This is a genomic window from Streptomyces xantholiticus (assembly GCF_014651015.1).
Lineage (GTDB): Bacteria > Actinomycetota > Actinomycetes > Streptomycetales > Streptomycetaceae > Streptomyces > Streptomyces xantholiticus.
In genome coordinates this window covers 1-17,503 of sequence record NZ_BMWB01000044.1, presented here as the reverse complement: position 1 = coordinate 17,503, position 17,503 = coordinate 1, and the positions used below count along the sequence as shown (strand labels likewise).

Here is a 17,503-nt window from a genome sequence, read left to right as displayed (position 1 = left end):
GGGCTGCGCATGCTCTCCCATGCGTTCATCCCGTGCCGGGCATTCCCATGTCTCCGACAGCCCTGGCGCCCACCCCCCCCGACGCCACGGCTGTCGGAACACCCGCCGCGGGTCCGTCGGGTGGTCTGCGGGGGTGGGGCGGGATCAGTAGCGGTACGGGTTGTAGCCGCCGTAGTCGCGGTACGGCGGCTGCACCGGCAGCCGGCTCGTCGCCTGAGCCGCGTACGCCAGGGACGGGCCCGCCACCTGCCTTCGCTGCCACAGATGGTGCAGCAGCTCCTGCTCGCGCTCCACGAAGTCCGGCCCCGCCGCGCCCCGGTGGGCCCGGCGGCGCAGGAAGGCCAGCGACGTCGCGAACGCCTCGTACTCCGACACCGCGTGCCCGGCCGCCGGACCGTACATGCGCCGAGCGAAGTCGCGTGCCACCGTGCGGGCCCGCATCGACGACAGCGCGCGGGGCTCGGCCGCCGACATCCAGCCCGCCGCGGCATAGGCGGGCAGCTCGTCGGATATCGTGCGCAACTCGCGCTGTCGGGTCCATATCGTCAGCCAGGTGAGCAGTCCGAAGACCGGCACCATGAACGCCCCGTACACGACGTAGAAGCCCCATGGGCCGAGCATCGACGCCGAACCGTTCCACAGGGCGTGCATGCCCATCGCGAGCGCCAGGCCCAGCAGCGGCAGCGCGATGCTCCGCAACCGCCGGTGGCGGCGCGCGCCGAGCGCCGCGACACCGAACCCGATCCCCGTCAGCACCGTGAAGAGCGGGTGGGCGAACGGTGACATCACGACACGTACGAAGAACGTCGCGGCGGTCACCGAGGCGAAGCCGGAGGTGCCGATCGCCTGGTCCTCGCCGAAAGCGCTGCCCAGATAGAGGATGTTCTCCGTGAAGGCGAAGCCCGTGGCGGTGAAGCCGGCGACCACCACGCCGTCCACGATCCCGGTGAAGTCCCGTCTGCGGAAGACGAAGATCAGCAGAATCGCGGCGGCCTTCGCGCTCTCCTCGACGACGGGCGCTATGACCGTCGCCCCAATAGTGTCCGCGGACGCCGGATCGGCGGTCGCCGTCGCTATCCAGCGGGTAGCGAACGTGTTCGCGATGATCGCGATCAGAGCGGCGGCGCAGGCACCCCATGCGAAGGCGAACAGCAGATTCCGCCAGGGGCCCGGCTCGACCCGGTCCAGCCAGCGGAACGCGGCCAGCAGCAGCGGGACAGGCAGCGTCGCCAGAGCGAGGCCGACCAGGAACCCGCGGGTTCCGGTCTGTTCCCTCACGAGCACCAGGATCACCAGGCCGCACAGGGCGAGCAGCGTGATCACCACACCGGCACGAACCGCCTTGCTGCGCCAGAACTTCGAGCCCGCGAGGGGCCGGTAGCGTCGGCGCGCGGGTTCGGGCACTTCGGTGAGCAGCGCGTCCACATGCTCCTGCTCGCACGCCGGCAGCACCGGGTGCGGCGGCACCGCGGCGCTCGGCGGACGGTGCCGCGGTGGCTGCTGCGCGGACGAGTCGGACATCCGTCGACCCTAACCAGGCGCACTGACAACTGGCGATGGTACGAAGCACATTGCGGGCGCCGGCGCCCGTTTCAGGCCTGCGGCCGGACCCTGCGGAACAGCAGGTCGTGCACCTTGTGGCCCTTGTCCAGGCCCTGCCCCTCGAAGCGGGTCAGCGGCCGGAACGCGGGACGTGGCGCGAAACCGCCGTCGTCCTGGGTGTTCTCGAAGTCGGGGTGTGCGGAGAGCACTTCGAGCATCTGCTCGGCATACGGCTCCCAGTCGGTCGCACAGTGCAGGATCGCGCCCGGCCTGAGCCGCTGGGCGGCGAGGCTGAGGAAGTCCGGCTGGATCAGCCGGCGCTTGTGGTGCCGCTTCTTCGGCCAGGGGTCCGGGAAGAAGACGCGCATACCGTCGAGGGAGCCGGGCGGTAGCATCTCCCGCAGCAGGATGATCGCGTCGCCGTTGGCCACCCGGATGTTGTACAGGCCGTACCGTTCCGCGAGACCGAGGAGATTGCCCTGGCCGGGGGTGTGCACGTCGACCGCGAGGATCCCGGTCCCCGGGTCGTCGGCGGCCATCTGCGCGGTGGCCTCGCCCATCCCGAAGCCGATCTCCAGGACGACCGGAAGCCCGCCGAACATCTCGTCGAGGTCCAGCACCCGGTGCCCGTCGATGTCCATGCCCCACACCGGCCACAGCCGCTGCAGCGCGTCCCCCTGCCCGGCGGTGACGCGGCTGCGCCGCGGCTGGAAGCTGCGGATTCGCCGCTCATGATGCGACCCGGCCGGATCGGCGGCGGGCCCACCGGGAAAGCGCGGCTCGCCCTTGGCGCGGATGAAGTGGCGAGGGGCGTCGGGAGTGGAGTTACGGGGCTCAGACACAGTGCTCCCGATTCTACGAGTGCGGGAGCGGCGGCGACCGCTCGCGGGCCGGGTGCGCGGCCGGCGGCCGTGGCCGCAGAGGCGTCCGGGCGCGAGGCCCCCGCCCCGCCCTTTCCCGAAACCCTGCTGGGCTCAAGGGCAAAGGGCCGAGGACCCGCCGCGGTGTGGGGCTGCGCCCGAACGACTCCAGCGCGCCCGCGGGTCAGGGCACGGACGGCGGGGCGTCGCAGGGGTCCCCTCGGCGGGGGAATGGCCCGCCCGTGCGAACAAGGGCACGCCGAGCGCTTCGCGCGTGGCGGGCCGGCCCCGCCCTGACAGTGGACGGGTCCGGTGAAGCGGTCGGATCTCGGGGCTCCCGTGCCGGCGGCGCAGTCGCGCCGCAACGGGGCCGAGCCCTCTGGCGCACCGCGGGCCGGCTACCGCTCGCGCGGCGGGCTGGTCCTGTGAAGCGTGTTCCTCGGTGGGCTCCCGCGCCGGGGGCGGGAGCGCGCCGGAACGCGTGGGGGCCGTCGGATCAGGCGGAGAGGGCGATGAGGGCGCGGTGGGCGATTTCGCGGCCGATGGGGAGGGAGGCCGTCGCCGCCGGGGAGGGGGCGTTCAGGACGTGGACCGTCCGCGGGGCCTCGCGGATGAGGAAGTCGTCCGCCAGTGTCCCGTCCCGCAGCACCGCCTGCGCCCGCACGCCTGCCGGGGCCGGCCTCAGGTCGTCCTCGGTCAGAGCGGGGAGCAGCCGGCGGGCGGACGTCGTGAAGGCGCGCTTCGACAGCGACCGGCGCACTTCACCCACCCCGTACCGCCAGTGCCGCAGGGCGATGTGCCACGAGCCGGGCCAGCCGAGCGTGCCGGCGAGCTCCAGGGGCCGGACGGTCGACCAGTCGTAGCCCTCGCGGGCCAGCGCCGGGACCGCGTTGGGCCCGACGTGGACGCCGCCGTCGATGCCGCGGGTGAGATGGACGCCCAGGAAGGGGAAGGCGGGGTCGGGCACCGGGTAGACCAGGCCGCGTACGAGGCCGGGGCGGGCCAGGTCGTAGTACTCCCCGCGGAAGGGGACGATCCGCATTCCGGGGTCGTCGCCCGCCAGCAGCGCCACCCGGTCGCAGTACAGTCCGGCGCAGTTGACCAGCACCCGGGCCCGTACGACCGTGCCCGTGCGCGTCCGCACCGCGACGCCCCACGGCCGGCGGTCGACGACGGTGACCTCCTCGTCGTACCGCACCTCCGCGCCGGACGCGGTCGCGAGCTGCGCGGCCACCGCCCCGTAGTCGCAGATCCCGGTCGTGCCCACGTGGATCGCGGCCAGGCCGCGGACCTCCGGCTCGTACTCCGTGATCTGCGCCGGGCCCAGTTCGCGCACCGGGATGCCGTTCTCCCGGCCGCGCTGGACCAGGGCGTGGAGCCGAGGGAGCTCGTCCCGGTCCGTCGCGACGATCAGCTTGCCCGTGACCTCGTGATCGATGCCGTACTCGGCGCAGAACTTGACCATCTCGGCGGCGCCCCGCACCGCGAACCGCGCCTTCAGCGAACCGGGCCGGTAGTAGATCCCGCTGTGGATCACTCCGCTGTTGCGCCCCGTCTGGTGTCTGGCAGGGCCGCGCTCCTTCTCCAGGACGGTCACCCGTGTCCCCGGAGCCGAACGCGTGAGCGCGTACGCCGTGGAGAGGCCGACGATGCCACCGCCGACCACCAGCACGTCGCAGTCGAAGTCATGCCCGGACGCCCTCACCGCGTCACCTCCCACCCCGATAGTGCACTGGCCCGCCGACAATGCGCTTAAACCAGCCGACACGCGGGACACACACCCCCGGGGTCCGGACACCGGTCGGGCCTCGGACGTCAGGCCGGCGTCATCAGGAGCGGGCGGGCTCTCTCCCGCAGTTCCATGACCCTCGGCTCGTCGCCGTACGGCTCCAGCCGGTGCAGCAGGTCCCGTACGTACTCGGTGGTCCGCGCCGACGAGATCCGCCCGGCGACCTCCACCGCGCGGGTGCCCGCCGCGCACGCCGCGTCCAGGTTGCCCGACTCCAGCTCCGCCACCGCGGAGACCACGAGGCGCAGGCCGTGCGAGCGCACGTACTCCTCGGTGGGCCGGGACAGCGCCTGCTCGGTGAAGCGCCGCACCTGCCGCGGCGCCTTCAGGTCGCGGTAGCACTCGGCCGCGTCCGCCGCGAACCGGTCGTACGAGTAGAACCCCAGCCACGTCGGGTCGCCGTCGCCCTCCCGGGAACGCTCCAGCCAGCCCTCCGCCGCCTTGAGCGCCGCACCCGCGGCCGCCGCGTCGTTCGCCTTGGCGTGGGCGCGCGCCTCCACCAGCCGGAAGAAGCTCATGGTGCGGGCGGTGGCGAGCCCGCGATTGCGTTCCAGCGCCGCCTGGGCGAGGTCGACGCCCTCGTCGGCGAAGCCCCGGTACGTCGCCTGCAGCGACATCGACGCGAGGACGTAACCGCCGAGCGGGACGTCCGCGGCGGCGCGGGCGAGCCGCAGCGCCTGGATGTAGTAGCGCTGCGCGGCCTCCTGCTGCCCCGTGTCGAAGGCCATCCAGCCGGCCAGCCTGGTCAGTTCGGCCGTCGCTCCGAACAGCGCCCGGCCCACCTCGTCCGAATACGAGCCGAGGAGCAGCGGGGCCGCGTCGACGCGGAGGCACTCGGGGACCATCGACGAACGCCAGTCGCCGCCCCCGTACTTGGAGTCCCAGCGGCGGGCGTCCTCCGCCGCCTCCCGCAGTTTCGCGACGTCGCTGTGGCCCACGCGTGCGGGCGTGTCGGCCGTGTCAGGGGTGTCCGGCGCGTCGGAAGGGGAGAGCGCGGCTGCGGAGGGGTCGGAGGTGACCGGTGAGCCGTTCGTGGTGTCGAGCAGCCGCTCCACCGACGGGTCGGCCGGGGTTATCAGCCAGCGCGACGCGGGCGTCGCGTAGGCGCTCACGGCGAACGATCCGGCCAGCGACTGCCAGATCCCCCCACTGCCGGCCCGGCGGCCCGCAAGATCCAGCCGGTACAGCTCGGTGGCCGATTTCACCGCCTCGCCGACATCGCGCGGGAAGGCCAGCCCCACCTCCGGGGCCGGGTCGGCATCCGCAAGCCCGATCTCGTGCAGCGGCACCGGGCGGCCCAGCTTGGCCCCGATGGCAGCCGCGATGAGATGGGGCGCGGCGCCCTGCGGCACCATGCCCTTCGACACCCACCGGGCCACCGACGTTTTGTCGTACCGGAGGGTCAGACCACGCTGGGCACCGAGGTCGTTGACCCGCCGCGCGAGGCCCGCGTTGCTGATTCCCGCGAGGGCGAGAACCGTGCCGAGCTTTTCGTTCGGCCCGCGTTGCTCCCTGGACATGCGCCACCCCTCGACACGCAGACGGCTGCCGTGCGCGGCCCGCGCACGGCATTCGTGCTGGGTTCTCCCGGTTCGCAGCCCCCTCGTTCCGACCGGTCCCGGCTGCAAAAGCGTGTGGCCGAGCCCTGCGGAATATGCGCGCCTGTGGAGAACATCAGTAAACCCAGCGTAGTTCGCCGCATCCCGACCGTTAAGGGGCCAACTTCCCTATGGCGGGATTGTGGTCCGCGGGGGCGGTCGCCGCACTGCCCTCGTGCTCCCGCCGTGTGGCCGTGCGCCCGCATGTGCGCTCTGGCCGGTCAGAGGCGGGAGCGCTTCCATGAGACCTGCGTGGGTCGGCCCGCTGCGCACTGGAACCAGCGGGCTGGGGGACACTACCGCCTCAATCCCCGCGGGCGGTGGACAGGGTCCGGGAGGTGAACTACGCCTCCCGGTCCGTGTGTTGACGCCAAACGGGCGGGCGGTCGGCGCCCCGAGAATGGCCGAATCTCGACTGTCCGACCCGCCGTTCCCGAGGCCTGGCCGGACCGTCGGGGCTCTCCCGGCCGGCTTCAACACCGTCGGCAAATCGCCAATGCCAGGGGCGCGTTCACTTTTTGCGCGCGCTACCCGGACCCCCTCGCACGCGCCTCCTTCGTGGCAGCATGTTCCCGAACGGCTTCGGCAATGTTGGGGAGGCGGCGATGCGGTGGCTGGTGGGGTGGAGCAGTATCGCCGCGAACTTCGGCACGGCGGGAGCCGTCGGAGCGTCCGAGGAAGGCCGCACCGTCCACCCCGTCGGAGCCCAACTCCTGTGGGGTGACCCCGATCCGCTGTGGGCGGTCGGCGACTGGCGCCCCGACGAGGTGCGCGTCATCACCGCGGCACCGCACCAGCGGCCCTACTCCGCCGCGGGTGCCCATGGCCCCGCCGGTGCGTACGGCCCCACCGGTGCCGCCGCCGTGACCCGGCTCGCCGTTCTCGGCTGCTGTGCGGCCAGCGACGAACAACTGCGCGTCGGCCTGTTCGCGGCCCGCGGCGGCGCACTGAGGCATCTGACGGCATGGGCCGGCAGCTACACCGTCGTCGTCCAGGTCGGACGCCGTATCACCGTCGTCGGTGACCTCGCGGGCGCCCGGCCCGTCTTCTACACCCCGTGGGCAAACGGTACGGCCTACGCCACCGCCGCCCTCCCGCTCGCCGACCTCATCGAGGCCCAGCTCGACATCGGCCACCTGGCCGCGCTGCTCGCCTGCCCCGAGACACCGGAGGCGCTGCGCGACTCGACCCCCTATGCCGGGGTCAGACGCATCCCGCCCGGCCATGCGCTGATCCTTCGGGAGGGCTCGCGGGAGATCACCGGCTACGAGCCGGTCGCCTCGCTGGCGGTCGCCGCCCCTCAGGTCGAGGCCGCCCGCGCCATCGACGGCGTACGGGACGCACTGGTGGAGGCCGTACGTGCCAGGCTGACCGCGCCCCGGCACGCGCCGGAGACCCTGCCGCCCGATCCGGGGCCCGTCCCCGGCATGGGGCCCGCCGAACGCCGCGCCGCACGGGGCGCGCCCGCGCCGGGAATCGGCGCAGACCTCTCGGGAGGCAGTGCCTCCAGCACCCTCGCGCTGCTGGCGGCCGGTCTGCCCGGCGTGCCCGGCACCGTTCTCGGGCACGGCACCGGCGCCGGCGAACGGCTGCTCGCGGTCACCTTCAACGACCTCGCCACCAGCGGCCGCGAGCTGCGTGAACCGGAACTGGAACGGGCCCGCGCCATCGCCGCCGACCCACGGCTGCACCATGTCGTGGTCGCCGCCGGCGAGGAAGGCCTGCCGTACGCGAACCTCGAATCAGGGCCGTTGACGGACGAGCCGGCGCCGTCGCTCGTCACCGCCGAACGCCACCGGGGCCGACTGGCCGCCGGCAGCGCCGACCACTTCACCGGCGCGGGCGCCCGGCAGGTGCTGGACGCGCATCCGGCGCGGCTGGCGGACCTGCTGCTGGACCGGCGCAGACGGCACCTGCTGCGGCCGGTCACCGCACTGGCCCGGTCGGAACGGCCCTCGCCGCAGGCCCTGTTCGTCCCGCTGACGGTGTACCGCGCGGCGCGCAAACTCGCCCGTACGCCCTACCGCACCGGCCTCGAGACGGCCGCCGACCATCTGCTCCTCGCCAACCGGCCCGGACCCGCCCTGCGCAACGGCGCCGTGGGCGCCTCCCTGGCCGCGCTGGCCTGGTCCCGGCCAGGGCCGGCGGCGCGCTGGCTGACCGGGGAGGCGCTCGCTGAAGTATCGGTTCGGCTGACGGAGGCGGCGGCCAGACCGACCTCCGTCCAACGGCCCGGCGAGGCTCGGGCCCGGGCGGCCCTCTCCCGGCACGCCTTCGACCACAGAATCCTGGAACAGGCCGCGGAGATCCGCAGCCAGCGCCTGCACGCGCCCTTTCTGGACAACCAGGTCGTACGGGCCTGCCGCGACCTGCCTGAGTCCCTGCGCGTCCAGCCCGGCGCGCGGGCGGCCGTCCTGCGCACGGTCCTGGCAGGCACGGGCATCCACGAACTGCCGCCCGGCTGGGGCTCCCCGACGCACGCATCGACCGCCGCGGCGGCCCGCGCCGGGCTGCGGGCCGCGCTGCCGAACCTGCTGGCCCTGTTCGAGGCGCCGCTGCTCGCGGACGCGGGCCTGGTCGAGGCACGCGTCGTCCGCAAGGCGCTGCGCGCGGCGTCGGAGGGCGAGTCCGTGCCGCTGGACGGATTGGCGGACCTGATCTCCACGGAGCTGTGGCTGCGACGGCTCCTGTCGCGCCGCGGCACGTGCTGGACGGGCACGGCGGCGCCGAGGCAACGCGCGGTCGCGGGCGGAGTGCCACGCCGGCCGACGCTCCAGTCGTAGCGGGCGCGGGGTGCACGGGCCGGCCGCCCGACCCACTTATACGCAGCTGATGCGCGACTCCGCCCAGTCAGCCGGCGCCGCCTGGTCCAGCGGCGTCTGCGGCTCCACCACCAGGCGGATGGTGCGGACGCCCAGGAGCGGCACGTTCACGGGCACTGCGGGCTCCCCACCGCGGACCAAGGGCGAGTGCCACAGCCGTGTCCCGTCGCCGTACACCGAGAAGCGCACCGCACCCAGCCGCAGACCGCGGGTCAGGTCGTCCACACCGACGAGGGCGGCATAGGTCGTGCACCGGCGGTTGAGGTCGATCGTGATGGATGACTCGGCGTGGGTGGTCACCCCGTGGGCGTACTGCCTGCCGGCGATCGACATGCCCGAGCGCCGCCAGAACCAGCTGCTTTGGCCCAGGCGCACCTCCGGGCCGGTGTGGTCGCCGAATCTGCCGTACGGCAGGCGGTTCACCTGGTAGACCTCGGGCGCCGGTGGGGGCGGAGGCGGCGTGGGCGAAGGCGTCGATCCGGGGACGGGCGGCGGAGTCGACGGCTCCCGCGGCGGGGCCGGTTTCGGCTTCGGCGGCGTGGGCCTCGGAGTCGGGGTCCTCGGAGTCGTCGACGTCGGCTTCGCCGCCCGAGCCCCGGGCGGCTCCGGCGCAGGCGGTACGGGCCGCCCGGGCGGCTCAGGCGCCGGAGCTGACGGCTTCGCCGTCGCGGCGGGCTCGGCGACCGGCGGCTTGGCCACCGGCTGCGTAAACGGCGCGGGCTCACCGGACAGGGCCCAGACGAGACCGGCGGCCGCCGCGACGGCGGCGGTCGCCGCGATGCCCGCCTTCGCCGGTGCCCCCAGCCCCTGGGCGGCAGCGCCTCCGAACGTGCCCCCGGTGGCGGCCGCCGCAGCCCCCGCTCCCGCAGCGCCGCCGGCCACCATTCCCGCCGCCTTGACGGAGTACCCGGCGGCGAACCAGCCGATCACCGCTACCGGCAGCAGCGCCGGGATTCCGGCGTTGACGTGCGCCAGTTCACCGGCGGCGAGCCGGCACCTGACGCACTCGTCCAGGTGCTTGCGCAGCCCGCGCTCCGCCCGCATTCGCAGGCCGCCGCGGGCGTGGGCTCCCAGCCGGTCGGCGTAGCGTGCGCAGTCGCCACCCGCGGTGAGGGCGGTGCTCACATGGGCCTGGAGATAGGCCTGCTTGAGGCCCTCGCGGGCCCGGTTCGCCAGGACCGCCGTCGCGTTGGCGGTCAGCCCGAAGAGCGGTGCGACCTCGCTCGGGGACTCTTCCTCGACCGTGGTGTGCCACAGCACCGCCTGCCAGCGCTCCGGGAGTGACCGGAACGCCTGCATGGCGAGTGACTGTTCCGCCTCGTGCATGGCCCGCACGTCCGCGCCGAGGTCGAGAGTGTTTTCGTTCGACGCGTCCGTGGTGCGGGCCGCCTCCGCGGCGAATGCCACGAAGTCCTCGACCAGTTGCTCGCGTTTCGCGGATCTCATCCAGGTCGCGGCGACGCGGCGGACCGTGGTGAGCAGATAGGCCCTTACGGCCTGCTCGGGCCCGGCACCTCCGCGGACCGCCTGGAGCGTCCGGGCGAACACCTCCGCGGTCAGGTCGTCGGCGGTGTCGGCGTCCCGGCAGCAGGTGCGGGCGTACCGCCGGACGGCGTCCGAGTGGCGGTGGAACAGCTCCGCATAGGCGCTGTCGTCGCCGTCCCGCATGCGCTGGATCAAGTCGGCGTCGGCCGGCGGAAGTACCCGGGCCGATGGCAGCACAGAGTCGCGGCGGCCGTGCTCCCGCTGCTGCGGCACCGCGTACGGGTCCCGGGAGCCCGCGGACTCGGCAGAGCCCGCGGACTCCGCGGACGCCGCCCCTGATGCGTCCGATCCGCCGCGGCCGCCCTGGCCCGGCACCTGGGGGGCGGACACGTCGGCCGACTCCGGCCGCCCGGCCGCACCACCGAGTGACTCGCTCCGCCCGTCACCGCTCATCGCGGAAGCCCCCGTAAGCACCTACAGACCCGGACACCGGGAAAGCGTGCCACAGAGCGGTTGCGCGCCGAACCGTTCCGTACGCCAACCCACTCGTCCGGGGAAGGTTCCACGGAACGGCTCCCTTCGCGCCACCGCGAGGGGAGGCTTGAGCGGCCCTGCCGACCCGGTCAGTCGACGTCACGGGCGTGTGTGGCCTCACGCCGAACGCGGCCGCAGACCCTCCAGCAGAATGTCGAGCAGCCGTGCGGAGGCCGCTTCCTGCTGCGCTGCGTCCGGCAGGGAGGGAGCGGCCGTGGCTATCACCAGCAGAACGTCGGCCACGGTCACATCGCCCCGCAGCTCACCCGCCGCCCTGGCCCGATCCACCAGCCGGCCCACGACCTCCAGCAGATCCGCCGCACCCCCGTCGTCCTTCTCCGCAGCCGGAACCGGACGAGGAGCCACCACCCGCAGGCCGGGCTGTGCCGCCACCCGCTGCTCGGGCACGCGTGCGTCGTCCAGTGCCTCCGCGTCGCCCACGTCGCCCACATCGCCCGCGACGACCGTCGACTCCTCGCCGTCCACGCCCACCCGCAGCACCTGCGGGGGCAGCAGCCGTCCCGCGCCGGAAGCCACCGAGGTGCGCAGGAAACGGGCGAGCGCGGACCACGGCTCCTCCTCCTGCCCGAGAGCCGTACGCGCCTGCTCGGTCAGCCGGGAGGTCTCCTCCTCGGCTATGCGGCGCACCAGCACGTCCTTGCTGGGAAAGCGGCGGTACACCGTGCCGACGCCGACCCTGGCCCGCCGGGCCACGTCCTCCATCGGCGCGCCGTAACCCAACTCGCCGAACACTTCGCGCGCCGCTCGCAGCACATGCTCGAGATTGCGCTGCGCGTCCACCCGCAGCGGAGCGGAGCGGCCGATGCCGCCCGAACCGGTACGTCCGTTCCCCTGGCCGTCCGCCGTCGAAGTCGGTGCGACAGCAGTCTGCCAATGCGAATCCTGAATATGCATGAGCGTTCCCCCGGTCATGTCGTCTCCCCCCGGAGACCTCCCCGCCTGGTCCGCCGGGCGTGCCGTACCCGACACCCCGACCAGGTACGAACATAGTTGAGCCCGAGTCAATTCAGAAGAGGGTACTTCCGCACAGAGCGCCCCCCGATCGGAGCAAGGGCCGGAAGGCTCCCTATTACGCCACCGTCCCCCAGCCCACCCGCCATGTCTGACCTGCGTCGCTTCCTTTTTGCCCGGAGCTGGGCGCAGACCGGGCGGCAGCCGACTTCCGGTCACACAATCTGCCGGGCCTGTGGACAAACTCCTGAGGTCGTTGCCTCATGGGATGGTGAAGGCTGCAAACACCCGGGGCACGACCCCCGGCACCCCGCCGCGCACGCGCATTCTCGTCGTGGGCGGTGGTTACGTCGGGATGTACACCGCGCTGCGCCTCCAGCGGAAGCTGAAGCCCGAGCTCGAGCGCGGGGAAGTCGAAATCGTCGTGGTCGCCCCCGACCCCTATATGACGTATCAGCCCTTCCTCCCGGAGGCCGCGGCCGGCTCCATCTCCCCGCGCCATGTGGTGGTCCCCCTCCGCCGCGTCCTCGGCAGATGCAGGATCGTCATCGGTGAGGCCAAGGCCGTGGACCACGCCAAGCGCACCGCGACCGTCACCACGCTCGCGACCGAGGAGGAGGGCGCCGGCGCCGTCGAGATCACCTACGACGAACTCGTCATCGCGCCCGGCTCCATCTCCCGCACCCTTCCCGTCCCCGGCCTCGCCGACTTCGGCATCGGTTTCAAGACGGTCGAGGAGGCGATCGGCCTGCGCAACCACGTCATCGAGCAGATGGACATCGCCTCGTCCACCCGCGACCCGGCCATCCGCGATGCGGCGCTCACCTTCGTCTTCGTCGGCGGCGGCTACGCGGGCGTGGAAGCACTCGCCGAGCTCGAGGACATGGCCCGCTACACCTCGCGCTATTACCACAACCTCAAGCCGGAGGACCTGAGGTGGATCCTGGTCGAGGCGCAGGGCCGCATCCTCCCCGAGGTCGGCGAGCAGATGGGCAGGTACGCGGTACGTGAGCTGCGCGCCCGCAACATCGACGTACGTCTCGAGACGCGCCTCGACTCCTGCGAGGACCGCGTCGCCGTCCTGAGTGACGGCTCCCGCTTCCCCACTCGAACCCTGGTGTGGACGGCGGGCGTCAAACCGGCGCCGGTCCTCGCCACCACCGACCTGCCCCTCAACGGGCGCGGACGGCTCAAGTGCGACGCCCGGCTCGCCGTCGAGGGTGTCGAACACGCCTGGGCCGCCGGGGACGCGGCCGCGGTGCCGGACCTGACCTCCGACGAGCCGGGCGCGGAGTGCGCGCCCAACGCGCAGCACGCCGTACGCCAGACGAAGGTGCTCGCCGAGAACATCGTCGCCTCGTTGCGCGGCGCGCCGATGCAGGAGTACGCGCACAAATACGCCGGTTCGGTCGCGTCCCTCGGTCTGCACAAGGGTGTCGCAGACGTCTACGGCCGCAAGCTGAAGGGGTATCCGGCGTGGCTGATGCACCGCGTGTACCACCTCAGCCGGGTCCCCACCTTGAACCGCAAGGCACGGGTGTTGGCCGAATGGACCCTCTCAGGTCTCTTCAAGCGTGAGATCGTCTCCCTCGGCTCGCTGGAACACCCGCGTGCCGAGTTCGAACTCGCCGCGGGAGGCGGACGACCGGCGAACGGTTCCAGGGACCAGTCGGCCGCAGGCCCGAAGGAAGGACCGGAGGAGCAGTCGGCCGACGGATCACCCGACGGTCCCAAGGGGACATGACGGCCGTTCGGCACCTTGCGGAAAGAAGACTGTCAGTCCGGTCGGCCACACTGGACGTGTGACCATAGGTGGGCTCACACCTGCACAGAGTGACCCTTCGCGACAAACCATTGAGGCTAGAAAGTCAGTGAACTTCACGCGTTGGAGCGCCAGGCTCCCCGGTACGCAGCGTCGCGCCGCAGCGCGGGGGGCCGACCAAGGGCTCTCCCCGGCGCAGCGGTCAGAGGGCTCCGTGCCCGCGGCTCGCGGCGAGTACGGCCAGCCGGAGCCCCCGTCCGACGTCCCGACGCTGGAAGACTTCTCCGTACCGGAGATCCTCGGCCGGGTGCCCGCACTGGTCGCCCTCGTCCACGGCCCGGAGCACCGCCTCGCGTATGTCAACGACGCCTACGCCGCCGCTTTCGGCACGCGTCAGGCAGGAGCCACGGCCGCCGACGTGTGCCCCGAGCTCATCGAGCTCGGCCTGCTGCCGCTGATGGACCAGGTGCTGCGCAGCGGCAAGCCCCGCACGGTCAAGTCCCGCCGGATCCGGAGCGGTGAGGCGACGGACCGGCGCGGGGAGGGTTCGTACACGGTCACCTGCCTGCCGGCCGAGCGGGTCGACGGCGACGGGGAGACCGCGGGCGTCCTGGTCTTCGCCGCCGACGTCACCGACCACGCGGATGCAGCCGAGCGGCTGCGGGCCAGCGAGCGCCGGCACCGCGAGACCGCCGTGACCCTGCAGCGTTCGCTGCTGCCCCAAGAGCTGGAGCAGCCCGACGACTTGCGTTTCGCCGCCACCTACCAGCCCGGCGGCACCGACGCCGCGGTCGGCGGCGACTGGTACGACGTGATCACGCTCGGCGCCGGCCGTACGGCGCTGGTCATCGGTGACGTGATGGGCCGCGGGGTGCGGGCCGCCGCCGTCATGGGGCAGCTGCGCACCGCGGTCCGTGCCTACGCCCGCCTCGACCTCCCCCCGCACGAGGTCCTGCAACTGCTCGACGGGCTCGCCGCCGAGATCGACGCCAGCCAGATCGCCACCTGCGTGTACGCGGTCCACGACCCGAACGAGGGCAGGCTCGTCTACGCCTCGGCCGGCCATCTGCCGATCCTGGTGCGCGACGCGGACGGCACGGTTCGCAAGGCGGCGGAGCCGACCGGCCCCCCGCTCGGCACCGGTGGCTGGCTGCACACCTCCGGCGCCATCGACCTGCCGCCCGGCTCCACCGCCGTTCTCTACACGGACGGCCTGGTGGAACGCCGTGGCGAGGACATCGACGAAGGGGTCGCCGCGCTGGAGCGTGCGCTGGCCGGGGCGACCGGCAGTCCGCAGGTCGTCTGCGACCGGCTGATCCGTTCACTCGGTGTGACCGCGGAGCACGACGACGACGTCGCCGTGCTGGTGCTGCAGCATCCGACGCGCCAGGGCGCGGACGCCGAGCTGTTCCACAATGCCGCCCTCGACCTGCTGGGAGGGATCGAGGCCGCGCCGCGGGCCCGGGCGTTCGCGTCAGGGGTGCTCGCCTCCTGGCGTTTCTCCCCCGAGCTGCACGACCTCGGTGTTCTCGCCGTGAGCGAGCTGGTCGCCAACTCCCTTCAGCACGGGACCCCGCCGATGCGCCTCCGACTCCGCCGCACCGACCGGCGGCTGATCGTCGAGGTGACGGACGGCGACGACCACCTGCCGCGCCGCCGCCGCGCCGAGACGGAGGACGAGGCGGGTCGCGGGATCTCCATCATCGCGACGATCGCCTCGTCCTGGGGAAGCCGCCGCACGCCGGGCGGCGGCAAAGCGGTCTGGTGCGAGTTCGCCCTGCCCCGTTGAGTTCTCGTTCGACCCTGCCCTGCTGAGCCTTGGCATCAGCGGGCGGGGGCGACGGCGCCCTCCGGCTTGTGCACGGCCACCACCCGGGCCTTCGCGGCGAGCGACGGGCGATCCTGCGCGGGGCTCAGCCGCTTGCCGAGGCGCAGCGCCAGCACCGTGATCGAGAGCGAGAACAGCACGAAGGTCACGATGTACGGGCCGTGCAGTGCGGCGCCCATCGGCCCGCCCACCGCCGGGCCGACCGCCAGCGCGAGCTGCTTCACCAGGGCGAAGGCGGAGTTGTACTGCCCGACCATGGCCTTGGGTGCCAGATCCGCGACCAGGGGCGCCACGGTCGGCGACAGCATTGCCTCACCGAGGCCGAAGAGCGCGTACGTGGAGATGAACGCGGCCGTCGCCATGGCCTGGCTGCCGTGCCCGAGCCCCGCGTAGCCCGCCGCCAGCCATGCCACGGCCCAGATCAGCCCGACCGAGGCGATGACGCGGCTGCGCCTGCGGTGCTCGACGAACCTCAGCACCAGGAACTGGGCGAGCACGATGACCGCGGTGTTGGCGGCGAGCGCCGTGCCGAGGGTCGCGGGCTCGATACCGGCGGCCTCCGTGCCGTAGGCGGCGAGACCCGACTCGAACTGGCCGTAGCAGGCGAAGAAGACGACGAAACCCAGGACCAGCAGCTGCACCATGGCCCGGTGCCCGAGCAGGACCCGCAGCCCGCCCTTCGCGGCGGCCTCCGTGTCTGCGGGACGCCGGCCGGGGAGCGCCGGGGAATGGGGGAGACGCACGGTGAGGGCGATTCCGGCGAGCACCAGGAACATGACGGCCTCGATGCCGAACAGCAGGGTGAAGCTGGACGGCCGGCTCTCGTCCACGATGTGCCCGCCGATCAGGCCGCCGACGCCCAGCCCCAGGTTCTGCAGGAAGAACTGCGTGGCGAAGGCGCGGGTACGGGTAGCCGTCTCCGAGCACCAGACGATCATGGTCGCCAGCGCCGGCTGCATCACCGCCGTACCGGCACCCAGGACCGCGGCGGAGAGGACGACTGCCGGGACGCTGCCGGAGAGCCCCATCCCGGCCGCGCCGGCCGAGGCGAGCCCAGCGGCGCCGACGAGGACCGGCAGCGGGCCGCGCCGGTCGATGATCCGGCCGGTGAAGGGCAGGGCGACGAGCGCGGCCATCGCGAAGACGGCGAGCACGGCGCCCGCCGTGCTCGCGCCCAGCTCCCGCACCTGCGCTACGTAGACGTAGAGATACGGAACGGTGAAGCCGAGCCCGAACGCGCTCAGCACGTTCCCCGCCTGGATCCGGCGCATCGCTGCACCCTTGGCCTTGGTCACACTCACCCACTTCGAGATCGGAGGCGGCAGCCGTCGGAGCCTTGGCAGGACCGAAGGACTGAAGCCTGAAGACTTCAAAACTAAAGTTCGACATTGAAGAGTACACATCGAAGGACTTCAAGGCCAATGAGTGCCGTGCCATACTTCCGGGCATGCCTACCGAGACCCCCGAGGCCTCCGCGACGCCCGGCCCGCAGGAGCCGAGCCTCGACGAGCAGATCGCCGCCTACCAGCGTGAATTCGGCGACCTGGACCCCCAGGTCGAGAAGGTGGTCTCGGCTCTCGGCCGACTCAACCGCCGAATGAACGTCGCGTACGGACGCCAGGTCGCCGACCTCGGCATCAGCAACGCCGAGTGGGAGGTCCTCAAGACCCTGGTGCTCTCCGGCTCCCCCTATCGGATGGGTCCCGGCGAACTCGCCAAGCGCCTCGGTCTGACCCCGGCCGCCATGACCCACCGCATCGATCGCATGGCCGGCGAAGGCCTCGTCACCCGCGACCGGGACGAGAGCAACCGGGTGCGGGTGATCGTGGAGCTCACGGACGAGGGCCGCAGCAAGTGGCTCGAGGCGATGCGCATGGCGACGAACTTCGAGGAGGACCTGCTCCAGGACCTCTCGGGCGCCGAACGGTCACTCCTCGGCGAGCTGCTCATTCGCGTACTGCGCCGCGTCGAACACGACCAGCCGGACGCCGGCGGACGCCTCACCGACCTGGACTAGCAGCGGTTGCCGGGGGGAGGTTGACACCGCCCCTCCTGATCCGTAAGGTTCTTCGAGTTGTCACGGAGCCGGAACGGTTCTTCGGCAACCATCCCCGCCGCGAACGCGGCAACCAAACTCAGCACGATCTCCCAGTCGGGAAGAATTTCGGCATGCCGAAATTCATTTCGAAAGCTCGATTATGAGCCGCCCGGGAAATCCGCTAGAGTTTGGGCGTCGCAACGGCTCAACGGCCGGGAAGGCAACTCCCGCTGACTGGGAATCAGGCCCGAAAGAGTCTGATAGAGTCGGAAC

11 protein-coding genes are annotated in these 17,503 nt (G+C 72.5%); 4 read left to right on the top strand and 7 right to left on the bottom strand.

Annotated features, from left to right (window positions below):
• Positions 1–144: 144 nt before the first annotated feature.
• The 4 genes from IE198_RS33985 to IE198_RS33970 all read right to left on the bottom strand — a co-directional run bounded on the left by IE198_RS33985 (position 145) and on the right by IE198_RS33970 (position 5,711).
• Entirely contained in the window at positions 145–1,521 is a 1,377-nt protein-coding gene (locus tag IE198_RS33985) for a PrsW family intramembrane metalloprotease (protein WP_189893784.1), read from the bottom strand.
• Between the two features lie 71 nt (positions 1,522–1,592).
• Positions 1,593–2,384, bottom strand: coding sequence for a tRNA (guanosine(46)-N7)-methyltransferase TrmB (trmB, locus tag IE198_RS33980; RefSeq protein WP_189893782.1), 792 nt, complete (start codon positions 2,382–2,384; stop codon positions 1,593–1,595).
• A gap of 514 nt (positions 2,385–2,898) precedes the next feature.
• Positions 2,899–4,107, bottom strand: coding sequence for an L-2-hydroxyglutarate dehydrogenase (lhgD, locus tag IE198_RS33975; protein WP_229834814.1), 1,209 nt, complete (start codon positions 4,105–4,107; stop codon positions 2,899–2,901).
• Between the two features lie 110 nt (positions 4,108–4,217).
• A complete protein-coding gene (locus IE198_RS33970) occupies positions 4,218–5,711 on the bottom strand; it encodes an NsdA family TPR-like regulatory protein (RefSeq protein ID WP_189893779.1) in 1,494 nt (497 codons plus the stop codon).
• Between the two features lie 683 nt (positions 5,712–6,394).
• On the opposite strand from IE198_RS33970, the gene IE198_RS33965 reads away from it, so the two are divergent.
• Positions 6,395–8,572: an asparagine synthase-related protein gene (locus IE198_RS33965; protein ID WP_189893814.1), complete on the top strand. Its 2,178-nt coding sequence runs from the start codon at positions 6,395–6,397 to the stop codon at positions 8,570–8,572.
• Between the two features lie 36 nt (positions 8,573–8,608).
• On the opposite strand, the gene IE198_RS33960 is transcribed toward IE198_RS33965, so the two are convergent.
• Complete coding sequence (locus tag IE198_RS33960) at positions 8,609–10,549, bottom strand: sigma-70 family RNA polymerase sigma factor (protein WP_189893777.1); 1,941 nt, start codon at positions 10,547–10,549, stop codon at positions 8,609–8,611.
• A gap of 198 nt (positions 10,550–10,747) precedes the next feature.
• Positions 10,748–11,545 carry a TetR/AcrR family transcriptional regulator gene (locus tag IE198_RS33955; RefSeq protein WP_189893775.1) on the bottom strand — a complete coding sequence of 266 codons (798 nt, stop codon included), beginning with the start codon at positions 11,543–11,545 and terminating at the stop codon, positions 10,748–10,750.
• A 325-nt stretch (positions 11,546–11,870) separates the two neighbouring features.
• Between IE198_RS33955 and IE198_RS33950 the strand changes: the two genes are divergently transcribed.
• Positions 11,871–13,346 (top strand): NAD(P)/FAD-dependent oxidoreductase, encoded by a 1,476-nt coding sequence (locus IE198_RS33950; RefSeq protein WP_189893773.1) that lies wholly within the window; start codon positions 11,871–11,873, stop codon positions 13,344–13,346.
• Positions 13,347–13,473: 127 nt separating this feature from the next.
• On the top strand, positions 13,474–15,153 hold the full coding sequence (locus tag IE198_RS33945; RefSeq protein WP_189893771.1) for an ATP-binding SpoIIE family protein phosphatase: 1,680 nt from the start codon (positions 13,474–13,476) through the stop codon (positions 15,151–15,153).
• 35 nt (positions 15,154–15,188) lie between these two features.
• On the opposite strand, the gene IE198_RS33940 is transcribed toward IE198_RS33945, so the two are convergent.
• Complete coding sequence (locus IE198_RS33940) at positions 15,189–16,487, bottom strand: MFS transporter (protein WP_189893812.1); 1,299 nt, start codon at positions 16,485–16,487, stop codon at positions 15,189–15,191.
• Positions 16,488–16,639: 152 nt separating this feature from the next.
• Between IE198_RS33940 and IE198_RS33935 the strand changes: the two genes are divergently transcribed.
• Positions 16,640–17,209, top strand: coding sequence for a MarR family winged helix-turn-helix transcriptional regulator (locus IE198_RS33935; protein WP_189893769.1), 570 nt, complete (start codon positions 16,640–16,642; stop codon positions 17,207–17,209).
• The last annotated feature ends 294 nt before the right edge of the window (positions 17,210–17,503 follow it).